The organism is Arthrobacter tecti (assembly GCF_054511355.1).
In genome coordinates this window covers 144,959-159,363 of sequence record NZ_JBTNCT010000005.1, presented here as the reverse complement: position 1 = coordinate 159,363, position 14,405 = coordinate 144,959, and the positions used below count along the sequence as shown (strand labels likewise).

Here is a 14,405-nt window from a genome sequence, read left to right as displayed (position 1 = left end):
AAGTGCCGAGTTTGCGCAGGATCGTGGGGACGTCCCTCTCGATCCTGCGCATTTCCGGCGCTCCTGCGGGCGGGGCAACTAGGCTTGCCCCTATGAGCGGAAGCGAAGTACTCGAGGAAGCATTCGGCCGGATCCCCGATGCGGTGGCTCAGGCGGTGGACGGGCTCGACGCCGGACAGCTCGCCTACCGGCCTACGCTTGCTGACGGTTCGGGCGCTCCCGGCAATAGCGTCGCCTGGCTCATCTGGCACCTGAGCCGGGTGCAGGACAACCACCTGGCCGACGCTGCGGACCGCGACGAGCTCTGGCTCTCCGAGGGCTGGGCCGAGAAGTTCAACCTCGCCCTTCCGCGGGAGGATACGGGCTACGGGCACGCCTCCGACGACGTCGACAAGGTCCGCGTGGAAGCCGGCCAGCAGTTGGTGGAGTACCACTCAGCCGTGCACGCCCGCAGCATGGAGTTCATCCGCGCATTGAATGAGATGGACCTTAACCGGATTATCGATGCGTCCTGGGATCCGCCTGTCACGATGCGGGTCCGGTTGGTCAGCGTGGTGGAGGACTGCCTGCAGCATGCCGGGCAGGCAGCGTATCTGCGCGGGCTGCTGATCTGACAGACTCCATCCCGCAATCCGTTGGCTTTCCGCAACCGACGTGGCATCGAAGCGCCGGTGTCCGCGGAGAGGGAACGGATCCGTTGCTTGAGAGCAGATCAGGTGAGCCCTCCTTCAGTTCAGAGCCCCGTTACCCGCAGCGTGATGTTGAGCCGGCCGTTCAGTTCCAGCGCAGGCTCGGCCGTCCCCGGGTAGGTCTTCATCACCCCGTGGTAGGCGAGCCTCGACGCACCCCCGAATACGAACAGATCGCCGGACTCAAGCCGAATGTCCGTCCACGGCTTGGTCCGGGTCTCGGTGTTCCCGAACCGGAAGAGGCAGCTGTCGCCGATGCTCAGCGATACAACCGGCGCAAGCGATTTCTCCTCACGGTCCTGGTGCATCCCCATCTTCGCTGTCGAATCGTAGAAGTTGATGAGTGCGGCGTCTGGCTCGTAGCCGTCGTCGTGCTCGCCGTAGGCGGCTGTCCCGGCGTCGCGCCCCAACCCGGCCAGCCACGAAGGAAACGCGGCGACCGGGCCGCCGCCGACGTCGTCGGCTGTCTTGCTGTACCGGTACGGCATCCAGTGCCAGCCCAGGCAGACTGTCTGGACTGACATGTGGGAGCCGTTCGGCATGCGGGTGTTCCGCATTGGGACCGGCCCCGTAGCCCAGTCCCGGCAGGCCGCGATGAGTTCGCGCTGTTGGTCGATGTTCAGCCAGTCGGGGACGTGGACCGCGCCGGGTGCAATTTCGGTGCGTTCACGGGGGAGAAGCTGGGCCATCTATCCATTCTCGCCCACGGCGTATTGAGGTTCGGCGCGCTCAGCCAACGGATCCGTTCCCTCGGTGCAGGCGGGGTTGCGTTGATGATGCGACGTTTGCGGGAAGGCAACGGATCCGCGGGTTAGGTGCCGCGCGGAGGTGGCTGGTGGCTGGAGATGGGGCAGCGCGCCACAGTCACACCTGCAGGAGTCCCAGTTCCTCGTGGCGTCCGCGGTAGATCCCGGTGCGGAGTTCGGTGGCGTACGCCGCCAGTTCGGGCATGCATAGTTCCTCGGCGGCCGCTATCTCGGCACCGATGTTGTAGGGAACGCGGACAAACTGGATCCCGAAAGGGTCGGAGGCCTCGCCATCCGGAGTGCCCTCAAGAATGACGTACGACGCCGTGGGCTCATCGAGTGCGTTGCCGACACTGCCGACGTTCAGCAGCGTCCGGCCGTTGTTCACCTCGAGGTAGGAATCGTGGATGTCGCCATAGGAGACCACGGTGGGCTCGTGCGAGTTACCGGTGAGCTCGGTGTTGCTGAACATCCGGTCGAAATCGTCCTGTGAGTGGTGAAAGTGCACCCGCGTGTATACGCTCTGCGCAGAGGCGTGGAATAAGCGGATCCATCGGCCGCTCAGGTTGAAATCGTGTGCAAGAGGAAGGTCCGCGAGCCATTGGCGGTCAGACGCCGTCAGTTCGCTGCGCCACCACCACATCGACTCCGCGCCCGGGGTGTTTTCTACGTTGGGAAGGAAGTCGTCCCAGTTGCCGCGAACAGTCACGGCGCAGCGTTCGCGGGTCAGGCGGATACATTCCGAGCCACGCGGACCCTTACCCGCGACATCGCCGAGGTTGTGAATCGTGCTGATTTCCCGCGCTTCGATGTCCTTCAACACCGCCTCGAACGCGGTGACGTTTCCGTGCAGGTCAGAGATCAGCGCGATGCGTTCCACCATGTCAGGTTAGCTGAGCGTGCTCGGGCCCGCAGTGCGGCTGCGCTCAGTCAACGGATCCGTTCCCTTGCCGCAGGTGACGCTGTGTCGATGGAACCCCGTTTGCGGGAAGGCAACGGATCCGCGGGTTAGGTGCAGCTAGCGCTTCCCTCGGAGGTACTGCACCTGCACTGCAACCGACTGTTCGGCGGCCCGGCGCACGGAAGGATCGACGTCGGAGTACACCCGATCGGTCACGGCACCGACGCCGGCATCCGGGCCGAGCGCCGACAAAGCCGCACGTATCTGGTCCAGCCGCTCCATCCGGTGCGCGCGATACGCGCGCGCGACCTCGCCGATACTCGGCAGCACCGGCCCATGGGCGGGAAGTACGACGGCGTCGCCAAGGGCTTCCAGCAGGTCCAGCGAACGCAGATAATCGCCGAGCGTCCCGTCGGGGCAGCCGAGCACAGTGGTGCCCCGTCCGAGCACGGTGTCGCCGGTGAGGATGGAACCGGTGGGGCCGTCGTCGGGCAGGTGGAAGCACACCGAATCGGCGGTATGCCCGGGGGTGGCCAACACCTCGATGCGGACACCGGCAGCAACAAGACTCTCTCCATCGAGCAGGGGAGCACCGCCGTGGCAATACGCAGGATCGAACGCGCGAACCGGCGCACCGGTCACCTCATGGAAACGGGCGCTGGCCTCGGTGTGGTCCCGGTGATGATGGGTGATCAGGACCAGTTCCACGCGCCCGGCGGACTGCAGCTCGGCCAGATGCGGCTCGTCCAACGGCCCCGGATCCACCACCACCACGGTCCCGGATGACGGCGCTGTCAACAGGTACGAGTTGGTCCCGTCCAGGCTCATGGGCCCCGGATTCGGGGCCAGCCTGTACCGTGTGAGGGGTCCGACAGGGAACATGGAGACTAGCGGACTGTCTCACGTACCTCGCCGAACGGGACCTCAGGGGACACCTCGGCCTGGGTGTCGGGACCGAGGTTGGTGGTGACGAGCACGCCATGCTCGCCGCCCGCAGCGGACTGCTTGAGCACGGGCAGCACGGCGGCCGCGGCGTCGTCGTCGAGCGTGGTGAGGTAGGTCTGGTACGCGTCGGGAAGATCCAGATAATCGGTCATGTTTCCCAACCTACGCCCGCGTGCGGCGCTCAACAACTGCCGCACCTCGCTGTCAGTGACCTGCGGGAATGTCCGGTAGGCGCTCCCGACGGCGGGCAGGTTCGGGGCGGACCACGGACTTACCAGCGCGTCCGCCAGCTCGCTGATCGCCTCGAGAGCGGACCCGAGGAACACGGGCGCAGCAGCGACGACGGCGCCGGCTTCCTGCGCGCGAAGAGCCGCGATGGCGGCGCGCATGGTCGCTCCGGTGGCAACGCCGTCGTCGACAATCACCACTGTGCGGCCTGCGACTGACAGTGGGTCCATCCCCGCACGGTACAGCCGCTCACGCCGCGCGAGCTCTTGCTCCTCGCGGGCAGCCACGCGGGCGAATGCAGCGTCCGGCTCGCGCATCTCGTGGAGTACGTGGGCGTTGCGTACGGTTTCCAGGTGCCCGCCGATCGAGGCGATCGCTCCCATCGCGAGCTCAGGAAATTCGGGGACGCCCACTTTCCGCACCATGACGACGTCGAGCGGTGCCCGGTATTCCTCTGCCACCACTGCAGCCACCGGCACTCCGCCGCGCGGAAGGGCAAGGATCAGCGGACTGGGACCTGCCAGAACGGGTTTCAGCGAAGCGGCGAGGGCGTGTCCGGCATCCTCGCGGTCCGCGTAGCGCGCGGGTTCTTTTCGCCTGTTCAGCATCTTTTGCCCTGCTCAGCCGAGGGGGTCTTTTCATCGGGCTCTGAGAGTGATAGACCGTCAGTAACCTTACCAGTTACGCATCCCGGGGGATGCGAACACCAGGAAGAGGTACGTCATGGCAGAGCGCGGCGACAACAGCGGCAAAGCGGACGAGAGCGCGGACCTGGAACCAGGGCAGCAGCCGCAGTATGACCCGGGAATTGACCCGGAACGCGGAATCGATCCCGACCTGGACGCAGCCCCGCAACGGTCCCTCACCGAACCCGCCCAACAAAACGCACGGAACGACAACGAGCAGAACGAGAATGAGGAGAGTTGAGTGACAAGCACCCTGCACGCCTTCGCAGACCTCTACCGAAAGCCCGGCCCCTGGGTCACCATCTACACGGACGCGAGCACCGGAACGGCGGATTCGCTCCACGCCGGTGACGTCCGTCCAGAAAACATCGCAACGGCCCTGGAGCAAGCCGGCGCAGCGAAGGAGGACCGCAAGGCGGCCGCGGAGGCCCTTCGGCGCTCGGCCAAAGGCATGCCGGACCCGGTGGCGCGGCTGATCCTGGTGTGCAACGGAACGGTCGAGTTGGACGAGTTCCTGCCCGGGCCGACCGTGATGCCGGAGATCATCAGCGTGGGTGAGGTACCTGACCTGTGTCCGCTGATCTGGCACCGGCCGGACGACTTCGCTTACGTGGTCGCCGAAGTAGGGCGCGACGGCGGCGAGATCCACCTGCGCCGGGCGAACGGCCAGGTCGACGAGAACACCATGCACGTCGAAGGCGACACCGAGAACCTGAAGAAGGTACCCACGGGCGGCTGGTCGCAGGGCAAATACCAGCACCGGACGGAAAACATCTGGAAAGCCAACGCGGCGGAGATCGCTGATGAGATTGACCGGGTGGTGCGCAGTTCACGTGCCCGCCTGCTCATTGTCGCCGGGGATATCCGGGCCCGGAACCTCGTGGCCGAACAGGTCAGTGAACAGTGCAAGGAGGTCCTGACCGTTGTCGAGAGCCACAGCCGCACGGAGGGCGCTGACAAGGGAGCCTATGCGCTGGAGATCGAGAAGCGCGTGGCGGAGTGCATCGCGCACCGGCAGGGCCAGCTGATCGAGCGGCTGAACAACCAGAAGGGCCGCCCCAACCCGGAGTCGGCCGAGGGCATTGGTGCCGTCGTGAACGCGCTCCAGCAGGCGCAGGTGGACACCCTGCTCCTTGAGAGCGTGGGGTTGAACGGACAGAAGCTGCTCGCACTGGGCGCTGAACCGTGGACCGCGTTCCTGGACGGGGAAACCGCGGGCGCACCGGTGCTCGGGGAGGTGCCGGCGCCGTCGTCGTTATTGCGTGCCGCCGTCCTGACCGACGCCGAGGTGGCGCTGTTTCCCTCCGGCGCGCTCGACGCCGGACCGGTGGCCGCGCTGCTGCGCTGGCCCGTTGGACCCCCCGTGCCGGCTGCCGGCTGATGGGGGACCGGCTGGTCGCTGACGGAATTGTTGAACGGTTGACGGCGTGGGGCGTCGACCGGGTGTTCGGCTATAGCGGCGACGGGATCAACCCCGTGCTCGGCGCCATTCGGCGTGCGGAAAAACCGGCGTTCGTGCAGACCCGTCACGAGGAGAACGCAGCGTTCATGGCAGTGGGCCACGCGAAGTACACCGGCGGTGTGGGTGTTGTCCTGTCCACGCAGGGGCCCGGCGCCGTTCATCTGCTCAACGGTCTGTATGACGCGCGGATGGACAGTGTGCCCGTGGTCGCGATCGTTGGGCAGCAGAGCCAGACCGTGCTCGGTTCGGCGTACCAGCAGGAGATCGACCTGCAGAGCCTGTTCAAGGACGTCGCTTCCGGCTTCCGGCAGCAGGTGGACAGCGCCGAGCAGGCGCCGATGGTGATTGACCGCGCATTCAAGGCCGCGCTGGCCACCCGGTCACCCGCCGTCGTCATCCTGCCGCATGACATCCAGCAGGAGCCTGCCCCGGAACTGGAGCACGAGCACGGTGTGATTCCGTCCGCCCCGCTCTGGCGGCCGGGCGTCGTGGTGCCGCAGGAGCAGGATGTGCACGACGCCGCCGCCCTCCTGAACGCCGGATCCAGGCTTGCGTTGCTGGTTGGGCAGGGCGCGCGGGACGCACAGGAGGAGGTGGTGGCGCTCGCGGAGAAGCTGGGTGCCGGCGTCGTCACGAGCCTGCTCGGGAAACCATATGTCGATGAGGCGCTGCCCTATGCGGCGGGGACCATGGGGCATCTGGGTACGAGTGCTTCCGGCTGGGTGATGGCGAATTGCGACACGCTGCTGATCGTGGGCTCGAATGATCCGTGGACCGAGTTCTACCCGCCCCCGGGCGCTGCGCGTGCGGTGCAGATCGACAGTGACGCCAAGGCGATCGGGAACCGGTACCCCGTGGAGGTCGCGGTGACGGGTGACGCCGCTGTGTCTCTGCGTCAGCTGTTGCCCCTGGTGTCGCAGCGCACCGGATGGCTTGCCGACGTCGAACGCCATGTTTCCGCGTGGCGGTCGCTTTCCGAGGCGCGGGCGTTCACGGCGGCGGACCCGGTGAACCCGGAGCGGGTGGTCCGCGAGCTAGACGGGCGCCTGCCAACGGATGCACTGGTTTCGGTCGACGTCGGGAGTTGCGTGTACTGGTACGCACGCCAGCTGCACCTGCCGCGGGGCGTGCCGGCGCACCTCTCCAGCACGCTCGCGAGCATGGGCTGCGGGGTGCCGTACGGTTTGGCCGCGAAGCTCTCCGCGCCCAAGCGGCCGGTGGTGGTGCTGTCCGGCGACGGCGGGTTCCAGATGACGGGTGTGGCGGAGCTGATCACCGTTTCGCGGTTGTGGCGGCAGTGGGTGAACCCCGTGTTCGCGATCTGCATCCTGAACAACCGCGACCTTGCCGAGGTCAGTTGGGAGCAGCGCGAAACCGAATCCGAACCGCGTTTCGAGGACAGCCAGGCGCTGCCCGACGTCGATTACGCCGGTTACGCAAAGGTGCTCGGCCTGGATGGGATGCGGGTTTCCTCGCCCGACGACGTCGGTGCCGCCTGGGAGCGTGCGCTCGCCGCCGACCGTCCGTTTGTCCTGGATTTCGTCACTGACCCGGACGTGCCGTTGCTGCCACCGTTTCCCGGCGGCAAGGCACTCGCGGAGTCCATGGAGGAGGCGCTCACGGCGGAGGGCAACACGCACGGGCTCTCGCTGCTGCGGGAGTACGTGCGGCTGGAGGAGGAGGTGCAGCTGTAACTTGTCCAAAGCTGCCCACCGAATTCGGGGGTTCACTGGGCTTATCTAGACATACCCAGCGAACGGGCCGATTCAGTGGGGCGCTTCGCTCGGGACAGGTCCGCCGGACTCAGGTGTGCGCCGCCCTGCGTTCCCGACGGTAGTTCCGGAACGTCAGGAGCAGGCGGTGTGCCGTGATGACCACGGCCAGCCAGGCAAGCCCGAGGGTCCAGGCGACAGCGACGTCGGTCACCCAGTGATGCCCCAGGTACACCCGGGTGAGCCCCATGATGAACGCGAATGCGACCGCAGCCGTGATGGTGAGCGCCCTGGTCCGCTTGCGCTGCTGCCTCAATACCAGCAGATAGGCGGTGATGCCCGCGATGACGACGGCGTTCAGCGTGTGTCCGCTGGGAAACGACGGCGATACCTCGAACGGCGGCACAGCGAACTCCGTATCCGGCCGCAGCCGGCCGATGGCGTCTTTGCCGAGGACCGTCATCAGGAGGGAGCCGCCTGCCGAGACAAGCATGAGGATAAGGGGCGTGAAGGAACGCCGGATGGACGTCAGGATGACAGTCGCTGCCGTGGCGAGGATAGGCATGCCTACCGTTCCACCCAGCGAGGTGAACGCGATGGCGGCGGCGTTGAGCCAGGGGGACCGGATGGCCAGGGCGGCGTCGAGTGCCGGCTGGTCGAGGGAGGCGATATCCTCCTGCTCTTTGACCGCCTCGTAGACTTCCGCGGATGCGAAGGTCAGACCCACCGCCGCACCTATACCCAGCACGAGGAGGAGGATGAGTGCCCAGCGCGGGCCAACCCACCCGGCCACGGTCCGGACGCAGCTGACCAGGAACCTGCCTATCGGCGACCTCCACCGGGTCAGGTCGCGTGTACCGACGTGGTGGTCCTCGTTCTCCGGATCCTGAAAGGCCATCCTTTGACCTTACTGAAGTTTCCGTCCCCGATGTGTCCGTGAACACCGGCGGGGCTAGACTTGGGCGGGTGCGCGCGTACTGGGAGTTGACCAAATCATCCTTCCGCCGCCATTCCACCTACCGGCTCGCCGCGTTCGCGGGGGCCTTCACCAATTCGGTTTTCGGTCTGATCCGCGCGTCGCTGTTGCTGAGCGCGATAGCGACGGCGGGTGGCAGCATCGGCGGTTACTCGCCAGTGGAAGCTGCAACCTACGTCTGGTTGGGGCAGGCGCTGCTCGGTCCCATCGGGCTCTTCGGCAACGCTGAATTGTCCCGCCGGGTGAAGTCCGGCGATATCACCACTGACCTGACGCGGTCGGTGAGCCTGCTCGGGTCCTACTGGGCACAGGACCTCGGACGTGCAGCGTTCGACATCTTCCCGCGCGCCGTGCCGCCACTGCTGGTGGGCGCCGTCGTCACCGGCTTGTCCCTGCCGACCACCGCGGGGCCCTACGTTCTGGGGTTCATTTCCATCCTTGCCGCGTTCTCATTGACCTTCATGGGCTTCTTCATCATGAACCTGCTGGCGTTCTGGCTGGTCGAAATCCGTGGCTTCTGGATGCTGTACATGGTTGTGATGAACCTGCTTTCGGGGTTCCTGGTCCCGGTGAGCTGGTTTCCTGGCTGGTTGGAAGACTTCGCGCGGGCAACGCCGTTCCCATCGATGCTCCAGACTCCGGTGGACATTCTGGCGGGAAGGGTCGACGGCTCAGACAGCGTTCTCCTCGTTGCAATCCAGTTGCTGTGGCTTGCTGCGCTGCTGGTTCTCGCCCAGGTGATGGTGCGCTACGGTTCGCGGAAGCTGGTGGTTCAGGGTGGCTGAAGCAGTGAGCAACCGGATGCTGGTGAAGCTCCTGGTCGGAGCGCGGCTCCGCTCCCAACTGGCGTTCCGTGGCAGCTTCGCGACCGACGTCGTCGGGCAGGTGGTCCTGAACCTCACCGAGTTCATCGAGCTGTACGCGATCGTCAATAACATTCCCACGTTCGGTGGAATGACGTTCGCGCAGACGCTGCTGGTGTTCGGGCTCGCCTCGCTGTCCTTCGCTCTAGCGGACCTGCTGATGGGCGAGACTGATTCCATGGCCGAAACCATCAGGACCGGCCGGCTGGAAGTGATGCTCGTGCGGCCTGTACCGATCCTGCTGCAACTGGTCACCTCGGACTTCCAGCTTCGCCGCGTGGGCCGTGCGGCGTTCTCCGTGGTGGCGCTCGCAGCGGCGCTTCTGCTCACGGACATTGATTGGGAGCCGGCGAAGGTGCTTCTGATTATCGTCACACCCATTGCCGGCATCGTTATCTTTTGTGCCCTGTATCTTGGCGCCGGAGCCATGCAGTTCTGGCTGCTGGACGGACGCCAGTTCGCCAACGCCTTCACCTATGGTGGACGGTACGTGTCCACGATGCCGGGGGCGGCGCTGTTCCTCCCGATGCAGGTATTCTTCACGTTCGTGATCCCGGCAACCCTGGTGGCTTACGCACCAAGCCTGATACTGCTTGACCTCGAGGGTCCAGCCGGGATCCCGCAATGGACAGGCTGGCTGGGACTGCCTGCCGCCGTCGTACTTTCTGCAGCGATGCTGTTGTTCTGGCGGTCCGCGATCAAAAAGTACACCGGAGCCGGGGGCTGACATGGCAATTATCGAGGCGGAGAACCTGAGCCGCGACTTCCAGGTGTTCGAACCGGCAGGGCGGTTCCGGCGCCGTAAGCGCACCGTGCACGCCGTCCGGGAAGTGAACCTCACGGTCGAGCCGGGGGAGGCCGTTGGGTACATCGGCGCAAATGGTGCCGGCAAGTCCACAACCATCAAGATGCTCACGGGCATCCTGGTTCCGAGCTCGGGCAGGGTCTCGGTGTGCGGGTTGAACCCGGTTCCTCAGCGGCGCGAGCTCGCGCGGCGGATCGGCGTCGTTTTCGGTCAACGTTCCCAGCTGTGGTGGGATCTCCCGCTGCAGGATTCCTTCCCTATCCTCGCCGCGATGCACAGGGTCCCCGCCTCCGAATGGAAGCCCCGGTTCGATGACCTTACGGCCCGGATGGATCTCGGCTCGTTCCTGACCACGCCGGTGCGCCAGCTTTCGCTGGGACAGCGCATGCGCGGGGAGGTGGCAGCAGCGTTGCTGCATCGCCCGGAACTGGTGATCCTGGACGAGCCGACCATCGGACTGGACATGATCAGCAAGGAAAGCCTCCGCCAGTTCCTCGACTTCGAACGCCGCGAGCACGGGACCACGCTCCTGCTCACCACCCACGACATGAGCGATATCCAGCGGCTCTGCCGGCGGGTCCTGGTGGTCGACGACGGCGCTATCGCCTTTGATGGTGCGCTCACCGCGCTCGCGGAGATGGAGGGCGCCACCCGGACCATGGTGGTGGACCTCGTTGAACCGGTACTCGATCCGGCCGTGCTGGCGCTCCCGGTCGGTGCAACCCACAGCGGCGTCGAGGCCCAGGGGATCCGGCACAACATCACGTTCAACTCGCGGGAAGTCTCCGCTGCAGCGCTCCTCGCCGCCATTTCCAGCTCTGCCGAGGTTGCGGACCTTTCGCTCCACGAGCCCGATATTGAGTACCTCGTCCGGCAGCTGTACGGAAGCTCGAAGCGCTGACTCGCTCAACGTAGGGTGAGATCATGAATGCCCGGAACCTGCTGCGCGGACTGCCCGTTTTCCCGGACGAGCTGAACCTGTTCGATCCTTCTCACGCACCTGATTCCCCGTTGGACCTGTTCACGCAGTGGCTTTCCTCAGCGGTCGACGACGGCGTCCCGGCACCTCACGCGGTCACCGTTTCCACTGTCGACGAGGACGGACACCCTGACGCACGCGTGGTCATCCTGAAGGACTGTGATGAGCGCGGCTTCTCCTTCGCCACCAGCAGCGAAAGCCCGAAGGGCCGCCACCTGCAGGGTACGCCGTTTGCCGCGCTGAGTTTCTTCTGGCAACCGGCCGGCAGGCAGGTTCGCGTCCGCGGTGCTGTGACTCCCGGAAGTTCTGAAGAGAACGACGCCGACTTCCGCCGTCGTCATCCCACCGCACGTGCGCTTGTGCTCGCCGGGCGGCAAAGCGACGTGATCAGCGGATCTGTGGATGACGTCGTCGCGCGGGAACTGGACGGGATCGAGGACAAGGGTTCCGCGACGTGGACGGTTTACACAGTGGCGCCGGACAGCGTCGAGTTCTGGCAGGCCGATCACGAGCGCCGCCACACCCGCCTGCGCTACATCCGCAGCGGGGAGGGGTGGCGGCGGGAGATCCTATGGCCTTAGGTCCGGCTCAGTGCCCGAATGGTGACTTCACCGCCGCGGAAGCCACCAGAGGTGCACTGTCATTCTCAAAAGCGGTCTGCGCGAACGTCAGAACCCGTCTGCACAGACTCCTGGCTTGTGGCTACAGGCTCTGTCCGGCACCAGTTAATTGAGGTCAACAATTGACGGGCGCCGCCCTAATTGTGCTTCGCATGTTTCAATCCGGCAGCGACGTGCCGGCCCGTTACGCACCCCGGCTTCACCCTCAACTGTGAAGAGCAGTTTTAGCTTCGACGGATTGCCACCCACAATCCACATCGTCGGCAAATGTGCGCTGCACCGTCAGCTAGCGCGTGCAGCTTCTGCAGCGGCAGATCTCGGCCGCAGCAAGAACACGCTGTCGAGGTGTCGCTGGTCCCTTGAACCGAGGTCATGCACCAGCTTAGAAGGGAACTTCAGGCTGCGAAAGTGGTCTCCACTCAGACTCTCATAACCAATGCATGGATTATTAGGTGACTTCGAAGTTGGCCATCATCATCATGTCTTCGTGTTCGAGGTTGTGGCAGTGGAGGACGTATTTGCCGCGGTAGCCGTCGAAGCGGATCAGCAGGTCGGCTCTGCCGCCGTTGTCGAGGTTGACGGTGTCTTTCCATCCGTGGTTGAAGGCTCCGGGGTCATTGCCGTCCCTGCCGATGACTTGGAATGGTGCGAGGTGGATGTGGATGGGGTGCTCGACGTTTTGGGCGCGGATGGTCCATTTCTCGGTGGCTCCGAGTTTCGGACGCGCGGAGATCGTGTCGGTGGTGAATGGTTCACCGTTGATGGTCCAGAGAGTCATCCCGTGGGCTTGTGCCCCGCCACGGGCAAAAACGAACTGCCGTTCGACGCTGACGTCATCCTCGGACAGGGTTTCAAGTTCGGTGAGACGATCCGGTACGCGGCTGTGGTCCGGTTCATCGCGGGTGACGACGAATCGCATCACTGATCGTCTACTGTCGCTGCCGTGTTGGTTGACCATGGTGATTTCGTCGCCGATGGTGTGCCCGGAGAAGTCCACGACGACGTCGAACCGTTCGGCTTGAGCGATGTCGATCTCCTCGTGCTCTACCGGTGCCGCGAGTAATCCTTGGTCGCTGCCGATCTGAATGAACTTGGGTCCGCCGTCGAGCCTCAGCCGGTATCGGCGGGCGTTGGAGGCGTTGAGGATGCGGAACCGGTATTTCGTGTTGGAGACTTCCAACACAGGCCAGGGGGCGCCGTTGACGAGGACGCAGTCGCCGAGCACCCCGCTCATGTAATCGGCGGTGACCCCGGGGGTTCCGGTAAGACTGGGATCCACGGACGGGTATAGGAAGGAACCGTCTTGGGCGAAGGACCGGTCCATGATCATGAGCGGAATGTCGCGGTCCCCGCTGGGAAGCCCGAGTGCTTGTTCTTCCTCGTCATGAATGAGGTGAAAACCTGCCAGGCCCCGGTAGACCTGCGGCCCGGTGAAGTCCATCCGGTGGTCGTGGTACCACAGGGTCGCCGCCGGCTGGTCAATGTCATAGATATAGTCCCTGGACCCGGTTGTCGTGTTTCCAGTGTGGCCAGTGTGGTCTCCGGAACCTCCTGCCGGGAGGATCAGGTCGGTGGGATACCCGTCGTGTTCCGGGGCGTTCTTGCCGCCGTGCAGGTGCACAACCACCGGAACCGGCAGTTCGTTATGGTGGGTGACCACGGTGCGCCGGCCCTTGGTGGAAGCGATGGTCGGTCCGGGAAACATACCGTCGTAGCCCCAGATTTCAGTCGTAAGACCCGGCAGGATCGAGGCTTGACCAACCCTTTGCGTGATCTCGTAGTAATCCGTGGAATCATCCGTGCGCACCGGTCTCAGCGTCGGCGGGATGGGCAGCACTGCGCGGAAGGGTCCCGGCAGCTGCGCCTGGCTGCGCAATAGCCGTCCGGCACTGCCCTCGACACTGTTGTTCGACCCGCCGCTGCCAATACTGCAAGCCGCCAGAAAGTTCGGCAGGGCGATGGCGCCGGCGGTGACACCGCCGGCTTTGAACAGGGTCCGCCTCGTCAAACTAAGAGGCTGATCCGACATCAGCAGGCTCCCCGTGATGGGTGCTTTGCAGTGCGGCTATCAATGAGCACTCCAACAACGATTCCGACTGCTGCAAGGACTGGTGTCAGCAAGCCCATCAGAATCGCCAACGGCAGGGGCGCCCGCAAGGATCCTCCATTTGCCAGTAGAAGAGGGGCGAGCAGGTCGTGGGCGATGAAACCTGCCAGGAGACCACAAATCAAACCGATCACACCGAATCCGACTTTTCGCATTGAAATGTCCTTTCTCCGTCCGGCTGGTTGTTCACCAGGAGGTCTGAGCGGGTGTGCGGCGGATCCCGCGTAGCCGTTGAAGGAACAGTGCGAGAAGACCGGCGATCAGGCCCCACAGCGCATTGGTAATCAGCAGCGGGAGGATGGCAAGGGGCATCGCCAGAGGCCCCTGCAGTTCTCCGGTGAGTATCGGGGAGAGAATGCCGCTGATAACGACGGAGTAGAGCGCGTACGCGACCCCGGCAAAGACCAGGGTCAGGACAGGGTTTCTCGCTTTGCTCAAGCCGACGATCAGGATCCAGGCGATGGACACGGCTAGCGTGAGCAGCAGCGGCGTAGCCGGTTTTCCCAGTGCGTCCGATACCCCGGTGATGGATGCAAGCGGCCGTATCAGCGCCAGCGCTCCAAGTCCCAGGATCAGCGGCCATTGCAACGACGTCAAAGTGGTCCGTAGTGTCTGTTTGGTGGTTTGTTCCATGCCCTCCACGCTACGAAGATCCAACGGTCGCGGCATCAGCCCGCTGCCTTCCC

15 protein-coding genes are annotated in these 14,405 nt (G+C 64.8%); 8 read left to right on the top strand and 7 right to left on the bottom strand.

Going from position 1 to position 14,405, the window contains the following annotated elements; translation table 11 throughout:
* The first annotated feature begins 92 nt into the window (after positions 1–92).
* Entirely contained in the window at positions 93–614 is a 522-nt protein-coding gene (locus ACX80C_RS08565) for a mycothiol transferase (protein WP_459326037.1), read from the top strand.
* A gap of 119 nt (positions 615–733) precedes the next feature.
* Here ACX80C_RS08565 and ACX80C_RS08560 read toward each other — a convergent pair whose 3' ends face one another.
* The 4 genes from ACX80C_RS08560 to ACX80C_RS08545 form a co-directional block, all read right to left on the bottom strand.
* Positions 734–1,378: an alpha-ketoglutarate-dependent dioxygenase AlkB family protein gene (locus ACX80C_RS08560; protein WP_459326036.1), complete on the bottom strand. Its 645-nt coding sequence runs from the start codon at positions 1,376–1,378 to the stop codon at positions 734–736.
* Between the two features lie 175 nt (positions 1,379–1,553).
* Entirely contained in the window at positions 1,554–2,315 is a 762-nt protein-coding gene (locus tag ACX80C_RS08555; RefSeq protein WP_459326035.1) for a metallophosphoesterase family protein, read from the bottom strand.
* Between the two features lie 138 nt (positions 2,316–2,453).
* On the bottom strand, positions 2,454–3,218 hold the full coding sequence (locus ACX80C_RS08550; RefSeq protein WP_459326034.1) for an MBL fold metallo-hydrolase: 765 nt from the start codon (positions 3,216–3,218) through the stop codon (positions 2,454–2,456).
* Positions 3,219–3,223: 5 nt separating this feature from the next.
* Positions 3,224–4,117, bottom strand: a complete 894-nt coding sequence (locus ACX80C_RS08545) for a phosphoribosyltransferase (protein ID WP_459326033.1) — start codon at positions 4,115–4,117, stop codon at positions 3,224–3,226.
* Between the two features lie 115 nt (positions 4,118–4,232).
* On the opposite strand from ACX80C_RS08545, the gene ACX80C_RS08540 reads away from it, so the two are divergent.
* From ACX80C_RS08540 to ACX80C_RS08530, 3 genes are read left to right on the top strand one after another with little or no spacing between them, the layout of a single operon-like run.
* Positions 4,233–4,436 (top strand): hypothetical protein, encoded by a 204-nt coding sequence (locus ACX80C_RS08540; RefSeq protein WP_459326032.1) that lies wholly within the window; start codon positions 4,233–4,235, stop codon positions 4,434–4,436.
* Positions 4,437–5,576: a baeRF2 domain-containing protein gene (locus ACX80C_RS08535; protein WP_459326031.1), complete on the top strand. Its 1,140-nt coding sequence runs from the start codon at positions 4,437–4,439 to the stop codon at positions 5,574–5,576.
* Positions 5,576–7,351 carry a thiamine pyrophosphate-requiring protein gene (locus ACX80C_RS08530; protein ID WP_459326030.1) on the top strand — a complete coding sequence of 592 codons (1,776 nt, stop codon included), beginning with the start codon at positions 5,576–5,578 and terminating at the stop codon, positions 7,349–7,351. The genes ACX80C_RS08535 and ACX80C_RS08530 overlap by 1 nt, the downstream gene beginning before the upstream one ends.
* A 109-nt stretch (positions 7,352–7,460) precedes the next feature.
* Here ACX80C_RS08530 and ACX80C_RS08525 read toward each other — a convergent pair whose 3' ends face one another.
* Positions 7,461–8,267, bottom strand: coding sequence for a phosphatase PAP2 family protein (locus ACX80C_RS08525; protein WP_459326029.1), 807 nt, complete (start codon positions 8,265–8,267; stop codon positions 7,461–7,463).
* A 68-nt stretch (positions 8,268–8,335) separates the two neighbouring features.
* Here ACX80C_RS08525 and ACX80C_RS08520 point away from each other — a divergent pair, with 68 nt between their 5' ends.
* Genes ACX80C_RS08520 through ACX80C_RS08505 form a run of 4 tightly spaced genes read left to right on the top strand, consistent with a single transcriptional unit; the run spans position 8,336 to position 11,573 of the window.
* Positions 8,336–9,130 carry an ABC transporter permease gene (locus ACX80C_RS08520; RefSeq protein WP_459326028.1) on the top strand — a complete coding sequence of 265 codons (795 nt, stop codon included), beginning with the start codon at positions 8,336–8,338 and terminating at the stop codon, positions 9,128–9,130.
* Positions 9,123–9,935 (top strand): ABC transporter permease, encoded by an 813-nt coding sequence (locus ACX80C_RS08515; protein ID WP_459326027.1) that lies wholly within the window; start codon positions 9,123–9,125, stop codon positions 9,933–9,935. The genes ACX80C_RS08520 and ACX80C_RS08515 overlap by 8 nt, the downstream gene beginning before the upstream one ends.
* Position 9,936: 1 nt before the next feature.
* Positions 9,937–10,914, top strand: a complete 978-nt coding sequence (locus tag ACX80C_RS08510) for an ABC transporter ATP-binding protein (RefSeq protein ID WP_459326026.1) — start codon at positions 9,937–9,939, stop codon at positions 10,912–10,914.
* Between the two features lie 23 nt (positions 10,915–10,937).
* Entirely contained in the window at positions 10,938–11,573 is a 636-nt protein-coding gene (locus ACX80C_RS08505) for a pyridoxine/pyridoxamine 5'-phosphate oxidase (protein WP_459326025.1), read from the top strand.
* A gap of 487 nt (positions 11,574–12,060) precedes the next feature.
* Here ACX80C_RS08505 and ACX80C_RS08500 read toward each other — a convergent pair whose 3' ends face one another.
* Complete coding sequence (locus ACX80C_RS08500; protein ID WP_459326024.1) at positions 12,061–13,620, bottom strand: multicopper oxidase family protein; 1,560 nt, start codon at positions 13,618–13,620, stop codon at positions 12,061–12,063.
* A 285-nt stretch (positions 13,621–13,905) separates the two neighbouring features.
* The gene (locus tag ACX80C_RS08495) at positions 13,906–14,352 is read right to left on the bottom strand and encodes a hypothetical protein (protein WP_459326023.1); all 447 of its coding nucleotides are present in this window, start codon (positions 14,350–14,352) and stop codon (positions 13,906–13,908) included.
* Between the last annotated feature and the right edge of the window lie 53 nt (positions 14,353–14,405).

What these genes read in the sequence shown, in the direction of transcription:
- ACX80C_RS08565 (WP_459326037.1), top strand. Translation starts at nt 93, where the DNA reads ATGAGCGGAAGCGAAGTACTCGAGGAAGCATTCGGCCGGATCCCCGAT.
- ACX80C_RS08560 (WP_459326036.1), bottom strand. Translation starts at nt 1,378, where the DNA reads ATGGCCCAGCTTCTCCCCCGTGAACGCACCGAAATTGCACCCGGCGCG.
- ACX80C_RS08550 (WP_459326034.1), bottom strand. Translation starts at nt 3,218, where the DNA reads ATGTTCCCTGTCGGACCCCTCACACGGTACAGGCTGGCCCCGAATCCG.
- ACX80C_RS08545 (WP_459326033.1), bottom strand. Translation starts at nt 4,117, where the DNA reads ATGCTGAACAGGCGAAAAGAACCCGCGCGCTACGCGGACCGCGAGGAT.
- ACX80C_RS08540 (WP_459326032.1), top strand. Translation starts at nt 4,233, where the DNA reads ATGGCAGAGCGCGGCGACAACAGCGGCAAAGCGGACGAGAGCGCGGAC.
- ACX80C_RS08530 (WP_459326030.1), top strand. Translation starts at nt 5,576, where the DNA reads ATGGGGGACCGGCTGGTCGCTGACGGAATTGTTGAACGGTTGACGGCG.
- ACX80C_RS08525 (WP_459326029.1), bottom strand. Translation starts at nt 8,267, where the DNA reads ATGGCCTTTCAGGATCCGGAGAACGAGGACCACCACGTCGGTACACGC.
- ACX80C_RS08510 (WP_459326026.1), top strand. Translation starts at nt 9,937, where the DNA reads ATGGCAATTATCGAGGCGGAGAACCTGAGCCGCGACTTCCAGGTGTTC.
- ACX80C_RS08505 (WP_459326025.1), top strand. Translation starts at nt 10,938, where the DNA reads ATGAATGCCCGGAACCTGCTGCGCGGACTGCCCGTTTTCCCGGACGAG.
- ACX80C_RS08495 (WP_459326023.1), bottom strand. Translation starts at nt 14,352, where the DNA reads ATGGAACAAACCACCAAACAGACACTACGGACCACTTTGACGTCGTTG.